Origin of the sequence: Aquabacterium lacunae (genome assembly GCF_004310865.1) — a bacterium.
GTDB classification, from domain to species: domain Bacteria; phylum Pseudomonadota; class Gammaproteobacteria; order Burkholderiales; family Burkholderiaceae_C; genus Aquabacterium; species Aquabacterium lacunae.
Genome location: NZ_SIXI01000008.1, coordinates 66,927 through 89,252 on the forward strand (window position 1 = coordinate 66,927; position 22,326 = coordinate 89,252).

Consider the following 22,326-nt stretch of genomic DNA (forward strand, 5'->3'; position numbering starts at 1 on the left):
CCCCAGGGGTGCACCCGCAAGCGAGGGCCTGCAACCTTCCGTAAGCCCGCTTGACGCGCGGGCGGCCCGGCCCTTAACGTGTGGCGTTTTTCACGAACCACGCCGAGGAGCACCCCATGAAGCCCATCACCCCCCAGCAAGCCGAACAGGTCACGGGCGCCCTGCGCCTGACCACCCTGGCCATCGGTGAAGAAGGCGGCAAACCGCCCGTGATCACCTCGAAGGTTCGTGGTGAAGAAATGGCCACCACCCTGGCGGTGGGTGAAGAGGGCGGCGGCCCCATCGTCACCACCCTGGCCCTGGGCGAAGAAGGCGGCAGCACCAGCGGCGCCACCACCAGCGCACTCGGCAGTTTCTGAGGTGACCGGCCCCTGGCTCTTGCTGGGGGGCGGCCTGCTCGACCCCAACCTCCAGGCCCTCGCCGAGGCTGCCGACGCGGCAGGCGTGGGCCTGATCGACCTGCGCACCCCGTCCGGGCACAGCCCGGCCTTTCACTGGGACCTCGACGCCCCGGGTGAGGCTCTGCCCTGGGGCGGCACCCGCTGGCCCGCCGGGGCCTTTGTGCGCCACGACGTGTTCGGCCCGCAGGCCGACCCGCGCCCGGCGGTGCACGAACGTGCTCAGGGCTGGCATGCCGCCGTGCAGGGCTGGTTGCTGGCCCATCCGCAGGTGCGCAGCTGCAACCCTGACATGGCCCCCGAGGCCCTGTACAAGGTGGCGGCCCAGGTGGCGGCCCGGCAGGTGGGCTTGTGCACCCCGCCCACCTGGCTGAGCAATGACGTGGCCCGGCTGCGCCAGCGCCAGGCCTGGAGCCCGGCCATTGCCAAACCCGTGGCCGGAGGCGGTCTGTGCCAGACGCTCGACGACGCCTTGCAGGGTGTGGCATCAGACACCGCCTGCTCGGCCATGCCCGCCCTGGTGCAGCCGCGCCTGGTGGCGCCCGAGCTGCGCGTGTTCGTGATCGGTCGGCACACCCTGGCCTTTCGGGTGGACAGCCCCTCGCTTGACTACCGCGCCGAGCAGGACGCCACCGTCACCCCGTGCGAGGTGCCGCCCGAGGCCCAGGCCCTGCGCCGGCTCATGCAGCGCTTCCGCATGGATTTCGGCGCCGCCGATTTCAAGACCGACCCCGCCACAGGCGCCTTGTGCTTCCTCGAGCTCAACACCTCGCCCATGTTTGTGCACTTCAACCAAGTGTCAGGAGGAGCGGTGTGCCGAGCCCTCCTCGACCACCTGCTTGAAGGGGGTGGGGTCCCTCTGACAGGGTGTTCTGGGGCAAACCCCCAGGGCTGAACCTCCAGCCCTGCCCATACTGAAACGAGTGTTTGACCGAAACCGCCCAAGCGACCTGATTTGCTTGGAAAGCCATGCAGATCCTGCCTCCGATCCATGACACCGACCTCTCGCCCTCGCTGACCGCAAAGGTCGATCAGGACCGGCTGCGCATTCTCTTCGAGCACCTGCCGGCCTCGCTGATTGGCTCACTGCTGCTGGTTTTTGGTCTGGGCTGGATGATGGGGCAGCTCATCTCGCCGGAGGCAGCCTGGGTGTGGATGGCCATCAAGCTGGTCACTGTGGCGCTGCGCGGCGCCCACCTGGTGTGGGGCCATGGGCACCCTGACCGCACGGCCGACCCCCGCGCTTACCTGCGTGGCATGCGCTGGCTGGTCGCCATCGACGGCCTGGCCTGGGGCATGGCCGCCTGGTACTTCACTCCGCCCGAGAACCTGGATGCCGCCGTGGTGGTGCTGGGCTGCCTGCTCGGGCTGTCGGCCATGGCTTCGTACTCGCTGGCCATCGACTTCCGCACCTTGTCGGCTTTCATCGTGCCCATCCTCGGGCCCTGTGTGCCCTTTTGCCTGACCCGCCCGGACATCATGGGCCACTTCGGCGCTGTGGCCATGGGCGCCTTCCTGCTCATGCTGATCTCGCAGGGCTGGCGTGTCCAAAACCGCGTGCACGAATTGCTGCGGCTGCGCTTCGTCAACGAAGAGATCGCCCAGCAACGCGAGCAGGCGCTGGAAGAAGCCCGCCAGCACAGCGAAGCGCGCAGTCGCTTTCTGGCCACCGTCAGCCACGAAATGCGCACACCGCTGCATGGCATGCTGGGCCTGACCCGCCTGCTGCGCCACGAAGACCCGCGCGACGACCAGGCCGAGCGCCTGCGCCTGATCGAACGCTCGGGCGAGCACCTGCTCATGGTGATCAACGACGTGCTCGACTTCTCCCGCATGGAAGCCGGCCGCATGCAGTTCCAGTCGCGGCCCTTCGATCTCAGCCGCGTGCTCGAAGACGTCGAGGGCATCTTCCAGGTGCTGGCCCGCCGCAAGGGCCTGAGCCTCACGCTCACCAGCAACTGGGAAGGCCCCATGCCCCTGATCGGCGATCCGGGCCGCATTCGCCAGGTGCTGCACAACCTGCTGGGCAACGCCATCAAGTTCACTGAACGCGGCAACATCCAGGTGCACGCTTGGCACCGCGAGGCTGGCCGTTTCGACCTGGTGGTGCGAGACACCGGCCCAGGCATCGACGAAGCCGACCGCCAGCGCATCTTCGAGGCCTTCACCCAGGGCGAAAGTGGCCTGTCGCGTGCCCGCGGCGGCACCGGCCTGGGCCTGTCGATTGCCCGGCAGTTGTGCCAGGGCATGGGTGGTGACCTGGTGTGTGAAAGCATCCCGGGCGTGGGCTCCACCTTCACCGCTTCGGTGCAGTGTGAAGTCTCGCCCGAACTGCTGGTGCCCGCGCGTGACACTGACTCGCCCCGGCCACCTGAATTTGCCGACTCGGGTTGGCTCACGCTGGGGGCCCGTGTGCTGCTGGTCGAAGACAACCCGGTCAACGTGGTGGTGGCCGAGGCCATGCTGCGCAACCTGGGCTACGAGGTGCACACCGTGGGCGACGGCTTGCAGGCCGTCCACTGGCTCTCCCAGCACAGCTGTGACGTGGTCCTGATGGATTGCGCCATGCCTGTGATGGACGGCTTCGACGCCACACGCGAAATCCGCCGTCGCGAACAGCAGGGCGGTGTCAGCCGCCTGCCCGTGGTGGCACTCACGGCCCATCTGGCGGCTGAAGAACGTGAGCGTTGCCATGAGGCGGGCATGGACGACTTCCTGTCCAAGCCCTTTGACGCCGATGACCTGCAGCGTGTGGTCGAGCGTTGCCTCACCCAGGGGGCGCTGCTCCGGACCCTGTGACGTCGCATTCAGACTGTTGCATGTCGTCCTCGGGCTTCCGTGGCGCGTTCAAGCACAATACCGCGTGCCCTTTGCGGGCATGTTCGCTGCGTAGGAGACAAACGATGAACATGAAGAAAGCACTGACCTTGGCAGCCCTGGCTGTCGTTGCGCTGCCCATGGCACAGGCCGCCAAGCCCAAGTTCTGCATCTATGACCCGCTGGGCACCACTGGCGAAGGCTACCGCGCCGCCAAGGATTACCAGGTCGCCATGCAAAAGCACGGCTACGAGATCGACATCAAGTCCTACCTGGACGAGCGCGTGGCCGTGGAAGACTTCCGCACCGGCCAGTGCGACGGTGTCATGGCCACCGCCCTGCGCACCCGCCAGTTCAACTCGCTGAGCGCGTCGATGGACACCGTGGGTGCGGCCACCATCGTGCGAAAGGGCAAGATCGACTTCGAAGGCAGCATGGAGGTGGTGCGCCGCTTCATCGGCACCCTGAGCTCGCCCAAAGGCGCCGAGCTGATGAAGCAGGGCAACTTTGAAATCGCCGGCATCATCCCCCTGGGCGCCGTTTACCCCTTCGTGAACGACCGCAGCATCGACACCCTGGAGAAGGCCGCTGGCAAGCGCGTGGCCGCCTTCGACTACGACAAGGCCCAGGCCCAGCTGATCCAGCGCGTCGGCGCTCGCCCAGTGTCGGTTGACGTGACCAACTTCAGCTCGATGTTCAACAACAACAACGTGGACGTGATCATGGCGCCGTCCATCGTGTACAAGCCGTTGGAGCTGCACAAGGGTCTGGGCACCAAGGGTGGCGTGGGCCGTTTCCCCCTGACCATCATCACCTACCAGCTGGTGCTGCGCGGTGACAAGTTCCCCGATGCGTTCGGCCAGAAATCGCGCGAGTACGTGTTCTCGCAGTTCAACGAAGTGGTCGAGGTGATCAAGCGCGCCGACAAGGACATTCCTGAAAAGCTGTGGATCGACCCGACCCCGGCCGACAACGAGCGCTATGTCACCCTCATGCGCGAAGGCCGCATCGAGATGGCCGAAAAGGGCTTCTACGACAAGAAGGGCCTGAAGCTGGTCAAGAAGATCCGCTGCTCGGTGTACCCCGAAGCTTCGGACTGCACCCAGCCGACCGAAAACTGGTGATCTGACTCCCGCCCAAAGAAAACGCCCGCTTCAAGCGGGCGTTTTTCATGCTGCAACCGTTCGGGCCTCACCCAGGGCGAAGCCTGCCGGTCATTGCGGTATCACAGAGCCTTCAGCTCGGCGTCAACCTTGCCCAGCAGTTCTTCGGTGATCAGGCCGCCCGAGAACTTGGCAACCATCGACAGAGCGAAACCACGGCCCATGGCGATTTGCGGGTGGGTGGAAATGCCGGGCAGGTGCTTTTCCAGGATGGCCTTGGTGGTGTCGTTGTCCAGCAGGTCGCCCAGTTTGGATTCGATCGAGAAGCTCATGATGTCTCTCAGGGTACGGTGAATGAGGGAGCCTCAAGCATAACCCGCTTCAAACGGTCGTTGGAACCCCTTGGGGAACCCCCTGTGACAGATCCCGCGCGGCGTCTTGCCAGTGATGTGGACAAACCGCACCAGCCTGGGGCCATGCCCGTGAAAATCGCCCTGATTCTGTGCTTGCGCACTTCACTTATCCCCAGAAAATGTGCAGCGAAGTGGAAAACCCTCACGCTGTCAAGAGGGCCCTGGAGACCCAGTGTGTGCGTTGCAAGTGATTGATTTGCATATGTTTTTTGGCGTGCGCAATGTGTGGCCTCCTCAGTGTTTTCCCGCATCACCAGGCGTTTGATCACAAGCTCCGCGGCCATGTCCACAAAGTTATCCACAGGCCGTGTGGCGGCGCCCGTGCCTCGAAAAATCAAGCACTTGGCGCCGGCCTTGCGAGTGTTGCCTTGACGATCGATGGCAAGTGCCGGGTGCTTGTCGTGGGGCTGTCCGGCCTCACTGGCCGCCGTCGAGGGGGGCGGGAGGCCATTTCGGGTGTTCGGGGCCACTGCAGCCCCGGCATGGAACAATCCGAGTCGTGTGAACGGCATCACGCCATGGCTTCAGGCGCTGACACAGCGTGTCAGAAATGCACCGACAAGGGAAAACCCTCGGAAGAATGCAGCAAAGACTCGGTTATCCCCATCCACACGCGGTCGATCGTGGTCAGAGGTGTGCGAGCGCCGACACCGTGCATGTTTCAGGTCTGGTGCGCCAAGTTGTTGATTCATATGGAAATGCTGCACCTGCTCAAAACTGAGGCAATCTAGGCCAAATCACGGTGTGACAAGCAGTTAGCGCGCGTTTGCCCACCTTCCCCACAAAGTTATCCACAATCCCCGGGGATAAGGGGAACCCCCCAAAAGATCAACCACTTAGCCCACTCCTTTCATGTGCCTGTCAGAATTTCGGAGACAAAAACGCCGCGGCCGGAGGGGTGATTGAGCGCACTGCATGCCACCGAGGGTGGTGTCCTCTCGCGCCTGGCCGTGCTGGTGGAGGCGCCCCAGCACAGCGGCCTCATCGGCCCGCTCGATTACCTGGCAGATCAGCCCTGGCCAGCCGGCACCCTGGTGCGTGTGCCCCTGGGGCGCCGCGTGGTGACGGGCGTGGTGTGGGGCCCAGGGGCCGAGGGTGAAGGCTGCCTGCCGCGCGAACAGCTCAAGCCCATCACCGAGGCCCTGCCCGATCTGCCGCCTTTGCCTGCCCACTGGCTGCAGCTGGTGCGCTTTGCGGCCCAGTACTATCAGCGTGCGCTGGGCGAGATGGCCATGATGGTGTTGCCGCCCGAGCTGCGTCAGATCGACGCGGTGCAGTGGGGCCGGCGCTTCAAGCGGCTGAACAAGGTGCTGAACCCGCCGCCGCCCAAGCCACCGTCGAAACGCCGGGCCGCCCAGGCGGCCGCCGAGGCTGTGCCAGCCGCCGATGCAGACCACGCATCGGAACCCGCACCCGTGTCCGCGCCTGCATCTGCATCAGGGCCCTTGCCAGGGTCTGCCGACACCGCGGCCCTGGCGGCCACACCCGAGCAGGCCCAGGCCCTGGCCGCCCTGCTCGATGACACCGTGCAGCCACCCCCCACCTCGCTGCTGTGGGGCAGCACCGGCAGCGGCAAGACCGAGGTGTACCTCCAGCACGCGCAGGCCGTGCTGGCCACGGGGCGCCAGGTGCTGATGATGGTGCCCGAGATCAACCTGACGCCGCAGCTGGAAGCCCGCGTGGCCGAGCGCTTTGCGGGCCGGCGCATCGTGTCGCTGCACAGTGGCCTGACCCCGGCGCAGCGCCTGCAGCACTGGGTGATGGCCCACCTGGGGGAGGCAGACATCGTGCTGGGCACGCGCCTGGCGGTGTTCACGCCGCTGCCCCGCCTGGGCCTGATCGTGGTCGACGAAGAGCACGACCCCTCCTACAAGCAGCAAGACGGCGCTCGCTATTCGGCGCGCGACCTGGCGGTCTACCGCGGCCACCTGGAGAAGGTGCCCGTGGTGCTGGGCTCGGCCACACCCAGCCTGGAAAGCTGGTTCAACGCCCAGCCGGTGGGCCAGGGTGGCACGGGCCGCTACCGCCTGCTGCCCATGCCTTCGCGGGTGGGCCAGGGCCGCATGCCCAAGGTGCGCCTCATCGACATGGGCACCTTGCCCAAGCCCGCCCCCGGCGAAGAAGCACCCGCCCTGGCTCGTCCGCTGCTGGAGGCGGTGGCCGAACGCATCGAGCGGGGCGAGCAAAGCCTGATCCTGCTGAACCGCCGGGGCTATGCGCCCGTGCTGCACTGCACCGATTGCGGCTGGAAAAGCGGCTGCCCGCATTGCAGCGCCTGGCGCGTGTTCCACAAGGCCGACCGCACCCTGCGCTGTCACCACTGCGGCTTTGCCGAACGTGTGCCCCGTGCCTGCCCCGACTGCGGCAACCAGGACATTGCCCCGGTGGGCCGTGGCACCGAGCGCCTGGAAGAACAGCTGGCCGAAGCCCTGCCCGGCGCGCGCGTGGGCCGCATCGATGCCGACGTGACCCGCCACAAGGGCGCCCTGGAAGAAAAGCTGGCCAGCGTGCACGCCGGCGAGGTCGATGTGCTGGTGGGCACCCAGATGGTCGCCAAGGGCCATGATTTCCGGCGCATCACCCTGGTGGCGGCAGCCAACCCCGATGCGGCCTTGTTCGCCAGTGATTTCCGCGCCGCCGAGCGCCAGTTCGCGCTGCTGCTGCAGGCCGCAGGCCGCGCCGGGCGTGATGCGGCCGTGGCCGGCCACAGCGAGATGTGGGTGCAGACCTGGCACCCCACCCACCCCCTGTACGACGCGCTGCGCCGCTACGACTTCGAGGCGTTTGCGCAGGCCCAGCTGAAAGAGCGCCAGGCCGCCGGCTTGCCGCCGTACAGCCACCTGGCCATGCTGCGGGCCGAGGCCAAGACCCAGGGCGCAGCGCAGACCTTCCTGGACCAGGCGGCCGCGGCCATGGAGGCGGCGGCCGCGCAGCTCAATGACCAGGGGGGCGGCCTGCTGCTCTACCCGGCAGTGCCCACGGCCGTGCAGCGCGTGGCCAATGTCGAGCGGGCACAGATGCTGATCGAGGCGCAGCAGCGCCCGGCCCTGCTCAAGCTGCTGCAGCAGGCCACGCCCGCGTGGCTGGCCCTGGCACAACAAAACCGCCCGAACGGCTTGATCCGTTGGGCGGTCGATGTGGACCCGCTGGCCATCTGAGGCCTGCGGGCGTCAGCGGTGCGGGCTCAGCCCAGCAGGGCTTCCAGGCCTTCGCACAACTCTGCGAAGGGCGGCAGCTCGGTCAGCAGCTTCTCGGGGCTCAGGCCGATGGCTTCGCATACGCCGCTGGGCACGGTCGAGGCCAGCTCGGCCTGGTTCAGGCCGTTGTGCTCGGCGCGGGCGCGCCAGGCCGAGATGTGGATCACGGCGCTGATCTTGTCCAGAGGCTGGTGGCTCAGCGGTTCGGGGAAGAACTGGATCGCGTTGGCAAAAGCCGGCGGGAACTTCCACTGGCGGGCCAGTTCGGCGCCGACCACGGCGTAGTTGTAGCCGAAGGACGAGGTTTCCATGTCCAGGCGACGCGGGTCGTGCGGGCCGGCCATCTTGTCGAGCTGAAGCATTTGCTCGGGCATGCCGGCGTGCATCACCAGCTCGCCAATGCCGTGCATCAGGCCCACGGTGAAGGCCAGGTCCACGTTGTTGCCTGTGGTCTTGGCCACCCAGCGCGACACCGCCGCAGCGTGCATGCTGTAGCGCCAGAAGGCGTTCAGGTCCATGCCGGGCATGGCCTTGAAGCCGCTGGTCAGCCCCGAGCTGATCACCAGGGTGCGCACGGTCACGAAGCCCAGCATCATCAAGGCGTCGTCGACCGAGCCCACGGTGCGCGACACGTGGTAATAGGCCGAGTTGGCCAGCCGCAGCAAGCGCGCCGACAGCACCGGGTCGGCCGCGATTTTTTTGGCGATGTCGTCGATCGAGACGTCTTCGTTGTTGAAGCTGTCGATCAGCTCGTGGACGATCTTGGGCACGGCCGGCAGGGCCTGCGGTTGCTTGAACAGGGCTTCGAGCTGCATGTGTCAGCCTCCAATAAGATGATTCAGAACTGCCAGAGGTCGCCCCCCTACGGATCGCCCGGGCAGATACTCCGGTATCGACGCGGGAGGCATGGACTTGAGCATCTCAGATGGCGAAGTTTTCCGAGCCGTGGAAATGCACAGGTGCACGCCCCTTGTTGTGAACAATGGCCGCTTTTGGCGTGGAGCTTTCACCGTGCGTGTGTTTTTTCACTCTTGGACCGCCTTGGGCCTGGCTTTGGGCGTGGCCGTGCTCACCTCGGCGTCGGCCTGGGCCGAACTGCCGCAGCGCAACCTGCTGGTCAGCTGGCGGCTGAGCAGCAGCGACACCGCCCGCGTGCAGCAGCGTGGGGTGCAAGGGGGTGTGGTGGTGAGCACGCAGGGCGGCATGGCCGGTCAGGGCATGGTCACTTACGGCACCCGCGAAGGCACAGACAGCCGCCAGGCCGAGATGCAGGTGCTGGTGCTCAACGGCCAGGCGGCCCGTCTGCAGATCGGGCAGCAGCAGCCCGTCACGCAGTGGCAATTCCTGGTCAGCCCGCCGGCGGGTGGTGGTGTGCCAAGTCATCCGGGTGGTGCGTTGGTACAGGCCTTGGGCAGCACCGTGATGGTCGAGCAGAACCAGGGCCTGAAGGTGCGGCCCCGCTGGAGCGGCCGGGGCGTGGTGCAGCTCGATTTCGAGGTGCAGGGTGATGTGGCCAACGGCTTGAACAACGGCCTGCCCACCGGACTGCAGCGCCGGCTGCAGGCTGCAGCCGGGCAGCCCGCCACAACCGAACAGGTGCAGGCCCAGGCCGTGGTGGCCGTGCCCATGGACCAGTGGGTGGCTGTGGCCCGCAGCGGCCGGCAGGTGGTTCGCAGCCAGCGGGGCACCTGGTCCACCGACGAGGTCGACCAAGGTGGCAGCACGGTGCTGGAGATCAAGGTGAGCCTGCCGTGAACGATGCTTTCGACCCCCTGCAGGCCCTGAACCCCGCCACGCGCGCCCTGCTGGACAACATCCGCCGCGCCGGTTTCGCGCCCTTGCAGCAGCAGGGAGTGGCCCTGGCCCGGCTGTCTTACCGGGCCGGGGTGGGCGCCAGCGAAGGGCCCCGCACGCCAGTCGAGCGGGTTGATCCCTTGATCATCCCCTCGCCCGAAGGGCACCCGATCCCGGCGCGCCTGTGGGCACCGCATCACCACCCCGGGCTGCCCGTGGTGCTGTACCTGCACGGCGGCGGGTTCGTGGTGGGGGGCATCGACACCTGCGAAGGGCTGTGTCGCAATCTGGCGGCGCAGGCCGAGGTGGCCGTGCTGGCCATCGACTACCGGCTGGCGCCCGAGCACCCCTTCCCGGCGGCCCTGGACGACACACTGTGCGCCGTGCGCTGGTTGCTGGAAGAAGGCCGCACCCATGGGCTCGACCCCGACCGGCTGGCCCTCGCAGGCGACAGCGCCGGCGGCACCCTCACGGCCACCGCCGCGCACCTGTGCCGCGACGAAGGCATCGCGCTGCGCCTGCAGGCCATGTTCTACCCATCTGTGCAGCGTTCGCTGATCACAGGCTCGCACCAGCGCTTTGCCCGAGGCCTGTTGCTGGACGCCGACCTGATGGCCTGGTTCGACCAGCTCAACCAGCTGCATGCCACCCCAGGCCAGCCGCTGGACTGGCGCCGCGAGCCCCTGAACGCACCCACGCACCGTGGCCTGGCACCCGCCTGGATCGGGCTGGCCGAATGCGATCCCCTGGCCGACGACGGCCGCCTGTATGCCGACGCCCTGATGGACGCCGGGGTGCCGGTGCAGGTGCAGCACTACCCTGGCACCGTGCATGATTTCATCAACATGGGCCGCTTCCTGCCGCAGGCCGCGCAGGCCCATGCCGACATGGCCCGGGCCCTGAAAGCCGCGCTGGACTGATCCTTGGGCGGTGGGGGCCCAAGTCGGTGGCACGCCCCTTGCAAAAGGGCATGCACCATGTCTGCATTGCACGTTTCGCCCCCATCCTCTGCGGCCGCCATGCCGCCCGGCGGTGACTCGGCGTTGTGGCAGCGCCTCACGGACCGCGCGCTGCGATTCCGGCAAGAGTTGCCAGAGGCCAAGGTGCAGTGGTGCCTGGACGTTGCGCCTGGGCTGGTGGCCCCGGGCAGCGCCATGGCAGAGGCGGTGGCCAGCATCTTCGACCAGTTGCTGGACAACATCATGCGCCACGCCCGCCCCACCGAAGTGGCCCTGCGGGTGAGCGCTCACGCCAGCGACCTCACCCTGGTCGTCAAGGACAACGGTTGTGGCGCTCCGCCCAGCGCCTTTGACCGGTTCGATGCGCATGGTGTGTTCGACATGCGCGAGCGTGCCTCGCAGTTGGGCGGCTGGTTGCACATCGACAGCAAGCTCGGCGTGGGCACCCAGGTGATCCTGACCCTGCCGCTGTACCAAGCCCGGCGAGGGCCCTGAGAGTGGTCGGCACCGGCCCAGGTGTATCGGCTGGTTTCCAGATCAACCGGATCCGCCCGCTCTGGTTGCGTCTGCTTGCAGGCCCTTTGGCCGGCCGTGTCTCAATGCAGGCATGAAGCACGTTCGCCAACCATTGTGGGCTGCTGCCGTGGCGTGCCTGGCCCTTTGGGGCTCACCGCTTGCCTGGGCTGCCACCTGGGAGATCCGGCCTGACTGTGCACCAGGTGCGCCGCGCTGTCTCAACCACCCTCAACGTCTGACCCAGTGGCAGTCGGTTGCGCCCGGTGACGAGGTGCTGATCCACCCGTCGGGCACTGAGGCCGGGTGGGTGTCGCAGTTGGGTGGCGCCACCGTGCTGCACATCGAGAACGCGCAGGGCACCGCGCAGGCCCCCATCGTGGTGCGCGGTGTGGGCCTGCCCAAGCTGGTGCATGGTGCCAACCTGACACGTTCTGGCCATGTGGTGCTGCAGGACCTGGACATCACCGAGCAGCGCCGTGGACCGGATGGCAGCGGTCGTCCTGCACTCACCCTGCAGGGCGGTACGCGCCACGTCCAGATCTTCAACAGCCATGTTCACCACGCCACGGGGTCGGGTGTCCACGTGTCAGCCGATGCAGGGGCCTTCCTGCGGGTGGGGCCTGGCAACCGGATCACCCAGAACGGCCAGCATGGCGTGGCGGTGTCGGCCCCAGGCTTCGATCGTGCCCTGCCCGCGCCAGCGGTGTCTTCAGAAATCACCGGCAACCAGATCGTGGGCAACGGCCTGCACGGGGTCGAACTGTCAGGCTCGTATTGGCGTGTGTCGCAGAACCAGGTTCTTCAGAACGGTTGGTCGCAGGGTGGCACGTCGGGCATACACCTGTTCAGCCGCACCGACACACCGGGTGCCCTGGACTGCGACCGCAACGAGGTCGTTTACAACACCGTGGCCCTTCAGATCGATCGCACTGCCTACGACGGCAATGGCCTGCAGGTCGACCACTTTTGCGACCACAACATCCTGGCGTTCAATGTGGCCTGGCTCAATGACGGCGCGGGGCTCAGCGTGGTGGCGGCTCGCGGCAATGTGGTGGCGCACAACACCCTGGTGGCCAATGCCCAGGACGTGAATCGGGCGAACTCGCCGGCCCTTCGGGCCGAGCTGATCCTGGCCAGCTGGCCGGATTTCTGCTGGAACCCTCATGTGGATGCGGCCAGCTGCCGCCTGCCCACAGGCCGTGCCAGCGACAACCTCGTCATCGGCAACCTGCTGCAGGCCACCCAGCCCGGTGTGCCGGCCGTGTGGGTCAATGACGATGCCGCCGACCCGGTTCGCAACCGAAACAAGTTCGGGCCCAACCTCTTGGGCCATGTCGCGGGTGGGCCCCTGCTGAACTGGGCAGCGGCCCAGGCCAGCGACGCCCGCGGCGTCGATCTGCTCACACAGGGCAGCGCCGATGCGGGCGTGGCCCTGGCCGAGCATGTGGCATTTGTGGACGCGGCCAACCCGATGCCCCCGCGCCATGGCCTGCGCTTGCAGGCCATGCCCAGTCGCGTGGGGTGGGGGCCGTTGAGCAACCTGCCTGACGCGGCTGGTGTGTTGCCCGCCAAAGGCATGTCGGGATGGGGCGCCTACTACTTCGCCCCGCGATGAATGTTGGCACTTACTTCGGCCAAAGCACCCACATTTTCAGGCTTTGCTTGGTGCGCCCTGCCTGCAGCAGGGCCTCGTCGCCCCAGCCCCAGAAGTAGTCGGCGCGCACGGCGCCGATGATGGCCCCGCCCGTGTCCTGCGCCACCACCAGGCGCTGCAGCGGCCGCGGCGGCGGCGGTGTGGGTGCCCAGGCCTGCGGCTCGGTGCTGTCCACCCACACCAGGGTGCCGTAGGGCATGCTGTCTTTGTCGACCGCGATCGAGCGGCCCGGCGTCAGGGGCTGGCCCTGGGCGCCCAGCGGGCCCAGTTCGGGCTGGGTCAGGGGCTCTTCCCTGAAGAACACCACGCGCGGGTTGGCGCGCAGCATCTCGGCCACGCGGCCCGGGTTGGCGGCCGCCCAGGTCTTGATGGCCCCCCACGAGGCCTGCTCCAGCGGGAAGGCACCCTGGTCCACCAGCCAGCGGGCCACCGACTGGTAGGGCTGGTCGTTGTGGCCGGCAAAGGCCAGGCGCACCACGCGGGGCTGGCCCTGGCCGTTGGGCTCGTCCAGCACGCGCACCCGGGTCGAGCCCTGCACCTGCACCAGCAGGGCGTCCAGCGGGTCGGCCACGTACAGCAGCTCGCGCCCGGCCAGGGCGGCCTTGCCCTCGTCGGTGGTTTCCAGTGCCGCGCGGCTGAGGTGCGGTTTGCGCTGGCCCAGGTCGGCCGGCGGGCGGTGCAGCGGGGTCTGGAAGGCGCCCACGGGCTTGCGGCGCGCATCGATCAGGGGTTCGAAGTAACCGGTCAGCAGGCCCGTGGCCTGGCCCTCGGCCGTCAGCACCTGCCAGGGCTGAAAGCTCGCTTCCAGCCACTGGCGCACCAGCGCGTGGCCCACGTCCTGCCCCCAGCTGATGCCGCGCTGGCGCACCGTGGCGCACAAGGCTTGCCATTCCGGCGTGGCCGGGGGGCGGGCACAACCGCGCCACAGCGCGGGCCAGACCTCGGCGGTGCGGTCTTGCTGCCAGCCAGGCACGTCGGCCCAGCGGCCTTGCACCCAGCGGGCCTTGCCGCGCTCCCAGGTGGGGCCGGTCGGAATCTCGACGATGGGCGCGGGCCCGGGCGTGGCCGTGCTGCCAGGCTGCGGCGCAGGCGCGGGTGGTGGCGAGTGCTTGAGCGACACGCTGCTGCAGGCGGCCAGCACGGCCAGGCTCAAGACGCCCAGGGCGTTCAGCGCGCGGCGCAGGAGCCTTGGCCCTGCCGGCCCAGGGGCGACAGTGGCCGATCGGCCATGGCGGTGTTCTTGCGATGACAATGCGTGGGCGGCGGGCTGCGCCGCGCCAGGGAATGAACTGCGACCGATCATGGGCCTGATTCTGCTTGAAGCCTTGGCGGCACTAGGCGTGCTGCTGTTTCTGGTGTGGTGGACGATGTTTTCTGGGCGCAAGGGCGGCGAGCCGCCGCCGCAGGAGGGGCAGGACGCCGATCAGGCCGACGGGGGCAACAAGAACTGACGCGGCTGGCGCAGCAGGCGCCGGCCCAGGGCGCGCAGCAGCCGGCCACGTTCGCTGACCTGCACCCCGCGCGAGCGCAGGGCCACGCGCAGCGCCAGCACGAAGCTCACGCCCACGTTCAGCAGCCCGGTCAGCGGGATGGCGGCCACGCACCACCAGAAGGCCGGCGCCTGCAGCGCCTGCAGCCCCAGCGTGCCCAGCGCCGCCGCAATCTGCCCGGTGCTCAGCGTCACGTGGCGCACTTCGATGGGCAGGCCGAAGAAGGTGGCCAGCGCGGGCACCACGCCCAGCATGAAGCCCAGCGACACATTGGCCGCCAGCCCGGAAATGTTCTCGCGCCACCAGGCGGCCCAGCGGGCGGCCCGGGCCACGCCCAGCCAGCGACGCGCGGCCGGGTTCCATTGCAGCGCGCTGTCCAGCCGGTGCCACACGAACCAGTTCTCCACCCAGCCTGCGACCAGGCTGGAGGCAAACAGCAGCGTGCCCGTGAAGGCCGCAAAGGCCAGGGTGGGGCCCAGCAAGGTCAGGTCGTGCAGCACATGCTCGGCCTTGACCGTGCCGATCAAGCCGTGGCCGAGGGCCAGCTGCGCCAGGGCCTGCACCGCCAGCACCACCGGGATCACCACGGCCAGGTTGCCCACGATCCCCGCCATCTGCGAGCGCAGCAGGTGGGCCACTTCGTCCACGAAGCCCTGCACCTGCTCGTCGCTGAGCCGATCGTGGCGGTCCATCTGCGCCAGGCGGGCGGCCATGGCCGGGGCCGTCATGGCCGGTTGCTTGGTGGCCACCGTCCAGTGCAGCAGGTGGATCAGCACGAAGCTCAGGGCGTAGTTGGCGCCCGCGGCAAAGCCGGCCCAGAACACCGACAGGCCCATGGCACCCGCCACGAACTTCATGAAGGTGGTGCCCGCGATCACCAGGCCGCCACCGGCCGCACGGCGCAGCATGTCGAAGTAGGCCGCACGGTCGCGGGTGATGTAGTGCTCGCCGGTTTCGGCACTGCGCTCGGCCACCTGCCGCGCCAGCAAGGCGTAATGCTGGGTGAACAGGGCGCGCAGGCTGCGGCGCTGGCGGGTTTCAGCCAGCAGGCCCAGCACCAGTTCGCGCCCTTCGCGATGCGGTGTGGGCGACAGCAGCCAGGCCAGCAGCGCCTCCATGCGGCGGCACCGTGCGCTGATCTGGTCGATCTGGAACACCACGTCCACCGAAATGCCCCAGGCCTGCAGGTGCTCGTGCACACCCTTGGCGCGGGCCTCGCAGGCGTCGATCAGGGCGCGCAGGGCGTTCACCTGCTGCAGCACCTCGGGGCTGTGGGTGGGCTGGCCCGCCTCGATCAGCTCGCGCAGGTCTTGCGCGGTGCGGCCCAGTTGCGTGAAGCCTCGGCTGGCTTCCTGGCTGTTCAGGCCCAGGCGCACCCGCAGCTCGGGCGACAGCCCGGCCGACTGCACCTGCGTGGCCAGCAGCTCGATGGCGCTGGCCAGGGGTTCGCGCCAGTGGGGCGGCTCATCGCGTGCGTGCCAGGCCTCGGCCAGCAACTGTCCCAGCGCCTGCAAGGCATCGTCCCCCAGGGCCTGCAGCCAATGGCCATCGGGCCCCGGCTCGAACAGCAGCTCGAACAGGGTGCCCAGGTCGTCGGTGTCGGGGCTGGCCGGCAGGAGGCGGCGGCGCAGGCGCTCGCCCAGCTCGTTCATGAACGCCGCGCGCGGTGCAAAGCCGTGGTCGGCCAGCAGGCCTTCCAGGTGCAGGCCGTGCAGGGTGGCGTGCAGCAGCTGCACCACCTGGGCACGCAAGGCCGGTTGCGCCTCGAACTGGCGCAGCAGGTAGGCCCAGGCCGCGCCGCCGTCACCTCGCCGCGCCCATCGCAGCACCTCGATCAGCCACAGGTGCCGCTCGGCGCGGCTGGCCTGAACCGGCACGTGCCAGAGCAGCGCGTCAATGCCGGGGTGGGGGGGAAGGTTCAGGAGGGCGGGTGCTGGGACGGTCAAAACGGAAGGGGGCCTTTCTCAAAGGGCGCCGAAGCAGGCGCCATGCGGGAACTCAGTGCAGCGAATGCGCGCGGGCCAGCATGAACACGGGGATCTCGGCGTCGAACCAGTGCGCGTCTTCGGTCATGCAGAAGTAGGTGCCTTGCATGTGGCCGTGCGGCGTGTTCAGGCGGGTCCAGCTGGTGTATTCGAACTTCTGGCCCGGCGGGATCAGGGGCTGGTGGCCCACCACGGCCAGGCCGCGCACCTCTTCCACATGGCCGGTGGCGTCGGTGATGAGCCAGTGGCGCCCCACCACCTGCGCAGGCACGTTGCCCGTGTTCTCGATGGTCACGGTGTACGACCAGGCGTACTGGTGCTGGGAGGGGTCGCTTTGCTCCTCCAGATAGGTCGGTTGCACCGTCACGGTCAGGTGCGCGCCGTGCGTGTTGCGGGTGGTTCGGGTGGGGCTGCTCATGCGGGGCATTCTAGGCAAAGCCTGTTGCCCGAGTGTTTCCCGCAAGACCCTGCTGTCATGAAGGTGACCGACAATTCACAGAACCCGTGCAGGGTGTCATTCGAGTTGTTCCAGGGAGTTTCCACAGATGGACCGTCGTCAATTTCTCGGCCTGAGCACCCTTGCCGGGGGCCTGGGTCTGGTCACCTGGCAGGCCCGTGCCGCCAGCTTCTTCAACCTCGCCCAGCCGCTGGACACCACCGGTCTGCGCACCGATTCGGCCCGGGTGTTCGACCTGTCGGTGTCTTCGGGTGACCCGAGCGAAACGGGTGTGATGCTGTGGACGCACATCGCGCCCGAGGCCGTGCGCGCCGGTGAGCCTTTGTTCGTGCAGGTGGCGCTGGACGCCGCCTTCCAGACCGTGCTGGTGCAGGTGCAGGTGCCGGCCCATGAGATCACGCCCGAGCGAGACCACACCGTCAAGCTCGACCTGCATGGCCAGCTGCCCGCCATGGCCAGCGGCGGGCCCTTCTTTTACCGATTCATCTACGACCGCACCGTGAGCCGCACGGGCCGTTGCCGCACCCTCCCGCCGGCCAGCGCCTCGCTCAAGCGCCTGAAGTTCGGCCTGCTGACCTGCCAGGACTACACCAACGGCTACTACGGCGCCCTGGCCCAGGTGGCGGCCGACGACAGCCTCGACTTCGTGCTGCACCTGGGCGATTTCATCTACGAAACCGCGGGCGACCCGCGCTTCCAGAGCCTGCCCTTTGCCGACCGCACCCTGGTGCTGCCGTCGGGCGGCCTGGTGGCCCTGAACCTGTCCGACTACCGCGCCATCTACCGCCACTACCGGCGTGACCCCTTCCTGCAGGCCGTGCTGGAAAAGCACACCTTCATCCAGATCCCGGACGACCACGAAACCGCCAACGACTGTTACTGGGACACCACCCGCGACACCCTGGGCGCCCCAGACCACCCTTACACCACCGACCCCGCCTACGGCAACAGCCCGGCCCTGCTCAAGCAGCTCAAGCTCGACTCGCAACGGGCGTGGAGCGAGTACGTGCCCGCCCGCGTGGCTTTCGATGCGCAGGCCACCCACCCGCACCAGGCCCTGGGCCCCGTGTACCGCCGCTTCCAGTTCGGGCAGTTCCTCGACCTGAACCTGATCGAAAACCGCACCTACCGCAACGCCCACCCCTGCGGTGAAGACGACTACTTCGGCCGCTACATCCCGATCGGCTGCAACAAGGGCAACCTGGCCGGCCGCACCATGCTGGGCGCCACGCAGCTGAACTGGTTGCTTGAAGGCCTGACGCAGTCGAAGGCCACCTGGAAGCTCATGGGCAACCAGACCTTCTTCAGCCGCCTGTCGCTCAGCGGCCTGGCCCCCAGCCTCAGCACCTTCAACGTCGATGCCTGGGACGGCTTTGCCGCCGAGCGCGCCCTGATCACGGGCGCCCTGCGCGAGGCCAAGGTCAGCAACTTCGTGGTGGCCACGGGCGATCTGCACACCCACATGGCCAGCGAGATCAAGCACAGCTTCTCCGACATCAACCCGCTGAACGTCAGCAACCACGTGGGCGTGGAGTTCATGACCCCGGCGGTCTCGTCGTCCGCGCTGGGTGAGATGCTGCTGGCCAAGGCCGACGACACCACGCGCAAGCTCATCATCCAGGGGCTGGCCAGCCCGCTGCTGCAGCAGGCCAACCCGCACATCCGCTGTTTCAACAGCAGCAGCAACGGGTACTCCACGCTCGAGTTCACCGACCGCTACACCGAGTGGGTGAGCTACACGGTCGACAAGGCCAGCAACAGCGCCCAGGCCAAGCGCCGTGCGCTGTACCGCCAGCGCAAGTACATTGACCTGCCCTGGCTGGTGCCGCAAAGCACGCTGGGCTGGTGAGCCAGGGCCTGCACCGCGCAGGCCCGCAACTCAGAACCGTCGGCCCACCGTCAGCAGGCCGGTGGTGCTGCCGGTCTCGCGCACCAGCGGGCTGCGGCGGGCGTCGCCTTGCAGCTCGGTGTGCGTGAGCCCGGCGCTGACGATCCATTGCGGTGCCACGCTGTACACCAGCGTGGCGCTGGCCCGCACGTTCTGCAGCCCGGCGCCCGGGCGGTAGGTGGCCAGGCCGCTGGTGACCGACTGGGCCGCATCCACCCCGAAGTAAGCCTGCTGATGCGCCGCGTTGGCCCAGGTGGCCGCCAGTTGCGCGCCCAGGCGCCAGCTGGGGCTCAGAGGCCAGCCGGTGCTGGCGCCCACGTCCACCAGCAGCCCGTCGCGGTCGTTGCCGCTGCCGTAACGCAGCGCCGACAGCAGCGTCAGCCCGCGCACCGGGCTGGCATTGAAGAAGGCGCCCACCTGCGGGCGGGCCTCTACATCGCCCAGCCCCTTCAGCACCGCGCTGCGCTTTTCTTCGCGCCCGAAATCGGCCGTCAGGCGCAGGCCGTAGGCCATGTCCGCCTGTCTGGACGCGTTGTAGCCCACGCCGCTTTGCACCCCCGCGAACCAGCCATTGGCCCACTGGTACTCCAGGCTGGGCAGCACCCGCTGGCGTGATTCGTCCGAGCCCGGGTAGGCGCGGCCCAGCAGCACCGCAGCACCCGCCACCCCACCGGCCTCGGTGCCCGGCGGCAGGCTGCGGCGGTAGAAATCAGACTGGGCCCAGGCAGGGGCAGCAGCGCACAGCAGGGCGGAAGCCATCCAGGGCATCCAGGCGCAGGAGCGACGCAGGTTCATGGCAGAAACCTTTCATTGATACTGTTCAGTTCATTGTGATACCAAATGGTATCAATTGGGTGCCGGGCGCAAAAAAGCCCGCACGCGGCGGGCTTTGGAAGGCCTGTGTACGACAGCATTCGCGCCATCAGATGGATTGGCGGGCAGAACTCCAGAGGTCAGTGATACCAGCCCAGCCCCAGGCGCACCACTGCGCGGTCCGGGTGCTTGAGGATGTGATCTGTTTCGATGCGCATGTCGGCTTGCCGATGGATGCGCCATCTCCACTGTGTCGAGGCAATCTGTACCTGTGAAGTCCGTGCATCAACCGGGTGGCGTGTTTCCAGTGCCCAGCGAGTGCGCCATGAAGGTGTGATTTGCCAGGCTGCGCTCAAGGTCAGCCGCGTGAAACCCAGTCCCGAGCCTTCTCGGGCTGATTGTGCGGCGCCACCGACGAGCCCAGATACGAACACCGAGGGGCTTAACTGACGACCAACGCCCCAGTCCCCTTCCATCCGTGCCACCAGCGCTTCACTTCCTGGCAGGACGGGTTCTAAGCCGAAGCGAATGCGCCAGGACTCACCCCGATCGCCTTTCAAACCGCTCACATCGGGATTCACGCTTTCCACTGCCAGCAGTTGCGCGCGGTCCAGAGACAGTTTCCCTCGGATCAGCCGTGTGCGAACGTCCATCATGGTCAGGCCCCCCTGTGCCACGTGACCGGCATCGAAATCCAGAGGGTCGTAGTACGCTGCACGCCACCGAAGCATTGCACCGGTCTGGCCGCGCCCATCCTGAAGCAGTCCAGCTTCCAGCAAACCGGGAGATCGGCCCTCATGGGGGGCAGTTCGCGGTTGATCCACCGTGTCGCGTTTCCCGGGGGGCAGCCGATACCGTTCAGCCAGCGCCGCCGCGTACAGCGCTGAGGAGGGCTGCTGTTTGCGATCGGTTCGTTCCTGCATGAACAGCTCTCGGTCCATCACGGTGTCCAGCACGGCGCGTTTTGTGTCCAAGGGCTGCTGAATCCATGGGGTGTCGTGCAGGGTCAGTTGTCGGTTCACCAGTTCACGCACCAGCTGTTGCTCGTTGCCGCTCAAGGCTCGGAACCCATCATGGAACCTGCTTTGACGCGAAGGCAGGTACCGAACGTTGCGCACCAGCGGCTGACCATCGGCGCGACGTCCTTGCATTGCATGCTGCAGCAGGGCTTGTGGCACTGTCCAGGGACGGTTGCGAGGAATCAGTTCGATGCCGTCCAGAATCTCCAGCAATTCAGCCATGCGGTACGCACAGTTGCGCCGAAAGAAAAAGTACGTATAGCGCTGTCCCAGCACCTCCCACGCGTGCGCAGTGACCAGATCGACTTCGTGAGGCTGGAGGTTCAATTCGTAGTCCCAGAGGTCTCGCAGCTCCACTTCTCCGTACTGACTGCGATGCACGTAGTACTCGATGCTGCTGAACCCCCCGTCGTAGCCTCCGCTCACCCCTTTGACGATGTAAGACAAGGGGTCATCGCGCTGCGTATCGATCGCGCCGAAATTGATGGTGAGGTCCTGCAGTTCGGTCAAGGGCGCCGAGGATTCCGGGTTGAGCTTCAGCAGGGTGTGCCCATAGTACGAAGCCGGATTTCCCAGGTAGCCTGTTGCCAGCACGACGCTGACGCTTCGAATGCCATGTCCACGCGTCCATTTGCTCCACTGAGGGCAATTCACCTTGGGGGTTTGAAGGCCCATGTGCTGTTCCAACCAGAGCTTGCGGGCGGGGAATCTGCACTGCGCGTGCGCGTCGGGATCTTCCGGATCCGACGGCTCGTGCATGGCTCGCCATGTGGCATCGCGCTCGGCCAAGGCATCGGTGCGGCCAACCTCGCCAGCCAGAAAAAAGCGATCACTGTGGATGGCGCTGCGCCAACCCGTGGCGCTGGAGGCATCAGGCTCGTGGTGCAGAAGTCGTCGCCATGCGGCGTCTGACCCCGAAGACTCGGCAGCGTGAGCACCTGTGCTGAATCCAGCGCACAGCACCCAAACACCAACCTGCAACAGCGCTTGAAACCTGCCCTTCGATTCAAGGGCTTTCAATGGACGGAAAAGCATCAGGCAAACCGCAGAAACAAAAAACCGCCCCCGGTCGGGGGCGGTTGCAGTCAGCTCGCCGCGATCAGGCAGCGCAAGACTTGGCCACAGCACCTTCCATGGCGCCGTAGAAGCGAGCGGCCTTGTCCAGGCGCGGCAGGGCGTTGAAGCCGGGTTGAGTCACCACAGCACCCATGGCTTCGCGGGTGGCCACCATGGCGGCACCTTGCTGAGCGGCAGAGCATTCGAACAGGTTCAGTGCGGTGGCCAGGTGCTCACCTTGGCCTTGGGCGGTTTCTTCGGCCAGACGCTCGTAGCTGTCACGGATGAACAGTGCGGTAGCGACCTTCTTGCCGCTGCAGGTTTGGGGGCTCATGGTCGCCGAAGTCACGGCGGTGGTACCTGCGTCCCAGATCACATTCGAAGTCACAGCTGCCCAGCCCACGGTGGGGAACAGGGCTGCGCCGATGCCACAGTCGACGTAGGGGTTAGGGCCAGAGCCGGGGGCCTTGTCATTGGCCTGGGCCGCCACGCTGCACAGGGCTGCCAGGGCACCAATCAGGAAAGTCTTGCGAATGCTCATGGAAGTTTCTTTAAAGAGTTGAGTGAGTCGCTCTGCAGCCGCGGCGGGCTGCAATGGATCCCTCCGAATCCACTTGATCATTTTAGAAACCTTGTGTTTGCAAAGTGTTGCAAATCGGCTCGGGAGATCTTGCGAATTGCCTCCCTCTGACGGGGGGCGGAAAGGGCATTTGGGCGTCAGTCAGCGTCGCGCCTGAGGGTTTCCTAAAATAGAGGCCTCGGTGTCA

19 protein-coding genes are annotated in these 22,326 nt (G+C 67.2%); 11 read left to right on the forward strand and 8 right to left on the reverse strand.

The window, feature by feature from the left end; all coding sequences use genetic code 11:
• The first annotated feature begins 116 nt into the window (after window positions 1–116).
• The 4 genes from EYS42_RS15910 (at window position 117) to EYS42_RS15925 (ending at window position 4,339) form a co-directional block, all read left to right on the forward strand.
• Complete coding sequence (locus tag EYS42_RS15910; RefSeq protein WP_130969189.1) at window positions 117–359, forward strand: hypothetical protein; 243 nt, start codon at window positions 117–119, stop codon at window positions 357–359.
• A 1-nt stretch (window position 360) separates the two neighbouring features.
• Complete coding sequence (locus EYS42_RS15915) at window positions 361–1,293, forward strand: ATP-grasp domain-containing protein (protein WP_130969190.1); 933 nt, start codon at window positions 361–363, stop codon at window positions 1,291–1,293.
• A 74-nt stretch (window positions 1,294–1,367) separates the two neighbouring features.
• Entirely contained in the window at window positions 1,368–3,197 is a 1,830-nt protein-coding gene (locus EYS42_RS15920; RefSeq protein ID WP_130969191.1) for a response regulator, read from the forward strand.
• Between the two features lie 104 nt (window positions 3,198–3,301).
• A complete protein-coding gene (locus tag EYS42_RS15925) occupies window positions 3,302–4,339 on the forward strand; it encodes a putative solute-binding protein (RefSeq protein ID WP_130969192.1) in 1,038 nt (345 codons plus the stop codon).
• A gap of 101 nt (window positions 4,340–4,440) precedes the next feature.
• On the opposite strand, the gene EYS42_RS15930 is transcribed toward EYS42_RS15925, so the two are convergent.
• Window positions 4,441–4,650 carry a hypothetical protein gene (locus EYS42_RS15930; RefSeq protein WP_130969193.1) on the reverse strand — a complete coding sequence of 70 codons (210 nt, stop codon included), beginning with the start codon at window positions 4,648–4,650 and terminating at the stop codon, window positions 4,441–4,443.
• Between the two features lie 983 nt (window positions 4,651–5,633).
• Between EYS42_RS15930 and EYS42_RS15935 the strand changes: the two genes are divergently transcribed.
• On the forward strand, window positions 5,634–7,889 hold the full coding sequence (locus EYS42_RS15935; protein ID WP_245503672.1) for a primosomal protein N': 2,256 nt from the start codon (window positions 5,634–5,636) through the stop codon (window positions 7,887–7,889).
• A gap of 26 nt (window positions 7,890–7,915) precedes the next feature.
• On the opposite strand, the gene EYS42_RS15940 is transcribed toward EYS42_RS15935, so the two are convergent.
• Window positions 7,916–8,743, reverse strand: a complete 828-nt coding sequence (locus EYS42_RS15940) for an HDOD domain-containing protein (protein ID WP_130969194.1) — start codon at window positions 8,741–8,743, stop codon at window positions 7,916–7,918.
• 226 nt (window positions 8,744–8,969) lie between these two features.
• Between EYS42_RS15940 and EYS42_RS15945 the strand changes: the two genes are divergently transcribed.
• From EYS42_RS15945 to EYS42_RS15960, 4 genes are all read left to right on the forward strand, one after another.
• A complete protein-coding gene (locus tag EYS42_RS15945) occupies window positions 8,970–9,683 on the forward strand; it encodes a type II and III secretion system protein (RefSeq protein ID WP_165456828.1) in 714 nt (237 codons plus the stop codon).
• Window positions 9,680–10,642: an alpha/beta hydrolase gene (locus EYS42_RS15950; RefSeq protein WP_245503673.1), complete on the forward strand. Its 963-nt coding sequence runs from the start codon at window positions 9,680–9,682 to the stop codon at window positions 10,640–10,642. Before EYS42_RS15945 ends, EYS42_RS15950 begins: the two co-directional genes overlap by 4 nt.
• Before the next feature lie 57 nt (window positions 10,643–10,699).
• Window positions 10,700–11,176 carry a sensor histidine kinase gene (locus tag EYS42_RS15955; protein ID WP_130969196.1) on the forward strand — a complete coding sequence of 159 codons (477 nt, stop codon included), beginning with the start codon at window positions 10,700–10,702 and terminating at the stop codon, window positions 11,174–11,176.
• A gap of 112 nt (window positions 11,177–11,288) precedes the next feature.
• A complete protein-coding gene (locus EYS42_RS15960) occupies window positions 11,289–12,812 on the forward strand; it encodes a right-handed parallel beta-helix repeat-containing protein (RefSeq protein WP_130969197.1) in 1,524 nt (507 codons plus the stop codon).
• Between the two features lie 10 nt (window positions 12,813–12,822).
• Here the strand turns inward: EYS42_RS15960 and mltA are convergent, their stop codons facing one another.
• Window positions 12,823–14,004, reverse strand: a complete 1,182-nt coding sequence (gene mltA, locus EYS42_RS15965; RefSeq protein WP_245503674.1) for a murein transglycosylase A — start codon at window positions 14,002–14,004, stop codon at window positions 12,823–12,825.
• Window positions 14,005–14,152: 148 nt separating this feature from the next.
• Here mltA and EYS42_RS17205 point away from each other — a divergent pair, with 148 nt between their 5' ends.
• The gene (locus EYS42_RS17205) at window positions 14,153–14,302 is read left to right on the forward strand and encodes a hypothetical protein (RefSeq protein ID WP_207301176.1); all 150 of its coding nucleotides are present in this window, start codon (window positions 14,153–14,155) and stop codon (window positions 14,300–14,302) included.
• On the opposite strand, the gene tlpB is transcribed toward EYS42_RS17205, so the two are convergent.
• Both tlpB and apaG read right to left on the reverse strand, forming a co-directional pair.
• Window positions 14,275–16,218: a transporter-like protein TlpB gene (tlpB, locus tag EYS42_RS15970; RefSeq protein WP_245503675.1), complete on the reverse strand. Its 1,944-nt coding sequence runs from the start codon at window positions 16,216–16,218 to the stop codon at window positions 14,275–14,277. The two genes, EYS42_RS17205 and tlpB, sit on opposite strands and share 28 nt — an antisense overlap.
• A 121-nt stretch (window positions 16,219–16,339) precedes the next feature.
• Window positions 16,340–16,744: a Co2+/Mg2+ efflux facilitator ApaG/CorD gene (gene apaG / locus EYS42_RS15975; RefSeq protein ID WP_130969199.1), complete on the reverse strand. Its 405-nt coding sequence runs from the start codon at window positions 16,742–16,744 to the stop codon at window positions 16,340–16,342.
• A 127-nt stretch (window positions 16,745–16,871) separates the two neighbouring features.
• Here apaG and EYS42_RS15980 point away from each other — a divergent pair, with 127 nt between their 5' ends.
• Complete coding sequence (locus tag EYS42_RS15980) at window positions 16,872–18,632, forward strand: alkaline phosphatase D family protein (RefSeq protein ID WP_130969200.1); 1,761 nt, start codon at window positions 16,872–16,874, stop codon at window positions 18,630–18,632.
• Between the two features lie 30 nt (window positions 18,633–18,662).
• Here EYS42_RS15980 and EYS42_RS15985 read toward each other — a convergent pair whose 3' ends face one another.
• The 3 genes from EYS42_RS15985 to EYS42_RS15995 all read right to left on the reverse strand — a co-directional run bounded on the left by EYS42_RS15985 (window position 18,663) and on the right by EYS42_RS15995 (window position 22,100).
• On the reverse strand, window positions 18,663–19,466 hold the full coding sequence (locus EYS42_RS15985) for a MipA/OmpV family protein (RefSeq protein ID WP_130969201.1): 804 nt from the start codon (window positions 19,464–19,466) through the stop codon (window positions 18,663–18,665).
• A 158-nt stretch (window positions 19,467–19,624) separates the two neighbouring features.
• Window positions 19,625–21,538: an Lnb N-terminal periplasmic domain-containing protein gene (locus tag EYS42_RS15990; RefSeq protein ID WP_130969202.1), complete on the reverse strand. Its 1,914-nt coding sequence runs from the start codon at window positions 21,536–21,538 to the stop codon at window positions 19,625–19,627.
• A gap of 64 nt (window positions 21,539–21,602) precedes the next feature.
• Window positions 21,603–22,100 carry a DUF3015 family protein gene (locus EYS42_RS15995; protein WP_130969203.1) on the reverse strand — a complete coding sequence of 166 codons (498 nt, stop codon included), beginning with the start codon at window positions 22,098–22,100 and terminating at the stop codon, window positions 21,603–21,605.
• Between the last annotated feature and the right edge of the window lie 226 nt (window positions 22,101–22,326).

Bases quoted from the DNA above. Each gene is read 5' to 3' on its own strand.
- EYS42_RS15910 (WP_130969189.1), top strand. From the start codon at position 117: ATGAAGCCCATCACCCCCCAGCAAGCCGAACAGGTCACGGGCGCCCTG.
- EYS42_RS15985 (WP_130969201.1), bottom strand. From the start codon at position 19,466: ATGAACCTGCGTCGCTCCTGCGCCTGGATGCCCTGGATGGCTTCCGCC.
- EYS42_RS15960 (WP_130969197.1), top strand. From the start codon at position 11,289: ATGAAGCACGTTCGCCAACCATTGTGGGCTGCTGCCGTGGCGTGCCTG.
- EYS42_RS15930 (WP_130969193.1), bottom strand. From the start codon at position 4,650: ATGAGCTTCTCGATCGAATCCAAACTGGGCGACCTGCTGGACAACGAC.
- EYS42_RS15920 (WP_130969191.1), top strand. From the start codon at position 1,368: ATGCAGATCCTGCCTCCGATCCATGACACCGACCTCTCGCCCTCGCTG.
- EYS42_RS17205 (WP_207301176.1), top strand. From the start codon at position 14,153: ATGGGCCTGATTCTGCTTGAAGCCTTGGCGGCACTAGGCGTGCTGCTG.
- EYS42_RS15940 (WP_130969194.1), bottom strand. From the start codon at position 8,743: ATGCAGCTCGAAGCCCTGTTCAAGCAACCGCAGGCCCTGCCGGCCGTG.
- EYS42_RS15990 (WP_130969202.1), bottom strand. From the start codon at position 21,538: ATGCTTTTCCGTCCATTGAAAGCCCTTGAATCGAAGGGCAGGTTTCAA.
- EYS42_RS15925 (WP_130969192.1), top strand. From the start codon at position 3,302: ATGAACATGAAGAAAGCACTGACCTTGGCAGCCCTGGCTGTCGTTGCG.
- EYS42_RS15980 (WP_130969200.1), top strand. From the start codon at position 16,872: ATGGACCGTCGTCAATTTCTCGGCCTGAGCACCCTTGCCGGGGGCCTG.
- EYS42_RS15955 (WP_130969196.1), top strand. From the start codon at position 10,700: ATGTCTGCATTGCACGTTTCGCCCCCATCCTCTGCGGCCGCCATGCCG.
- EYS42_RS15995 (WP_130969203.1), bottom strand. From the start codon at position 22,100: ATGAGCATTCGCAAGACTTTCCTGATTGGTGCCCTGGCAGCCCTGTGC.
- apaG (WP_130969199.1), bottom strand. From the start codon at position 16,744: ATGAGCAGCCCCACCCGAACCACCCGCAACACGCACGGCGCGCACCTG.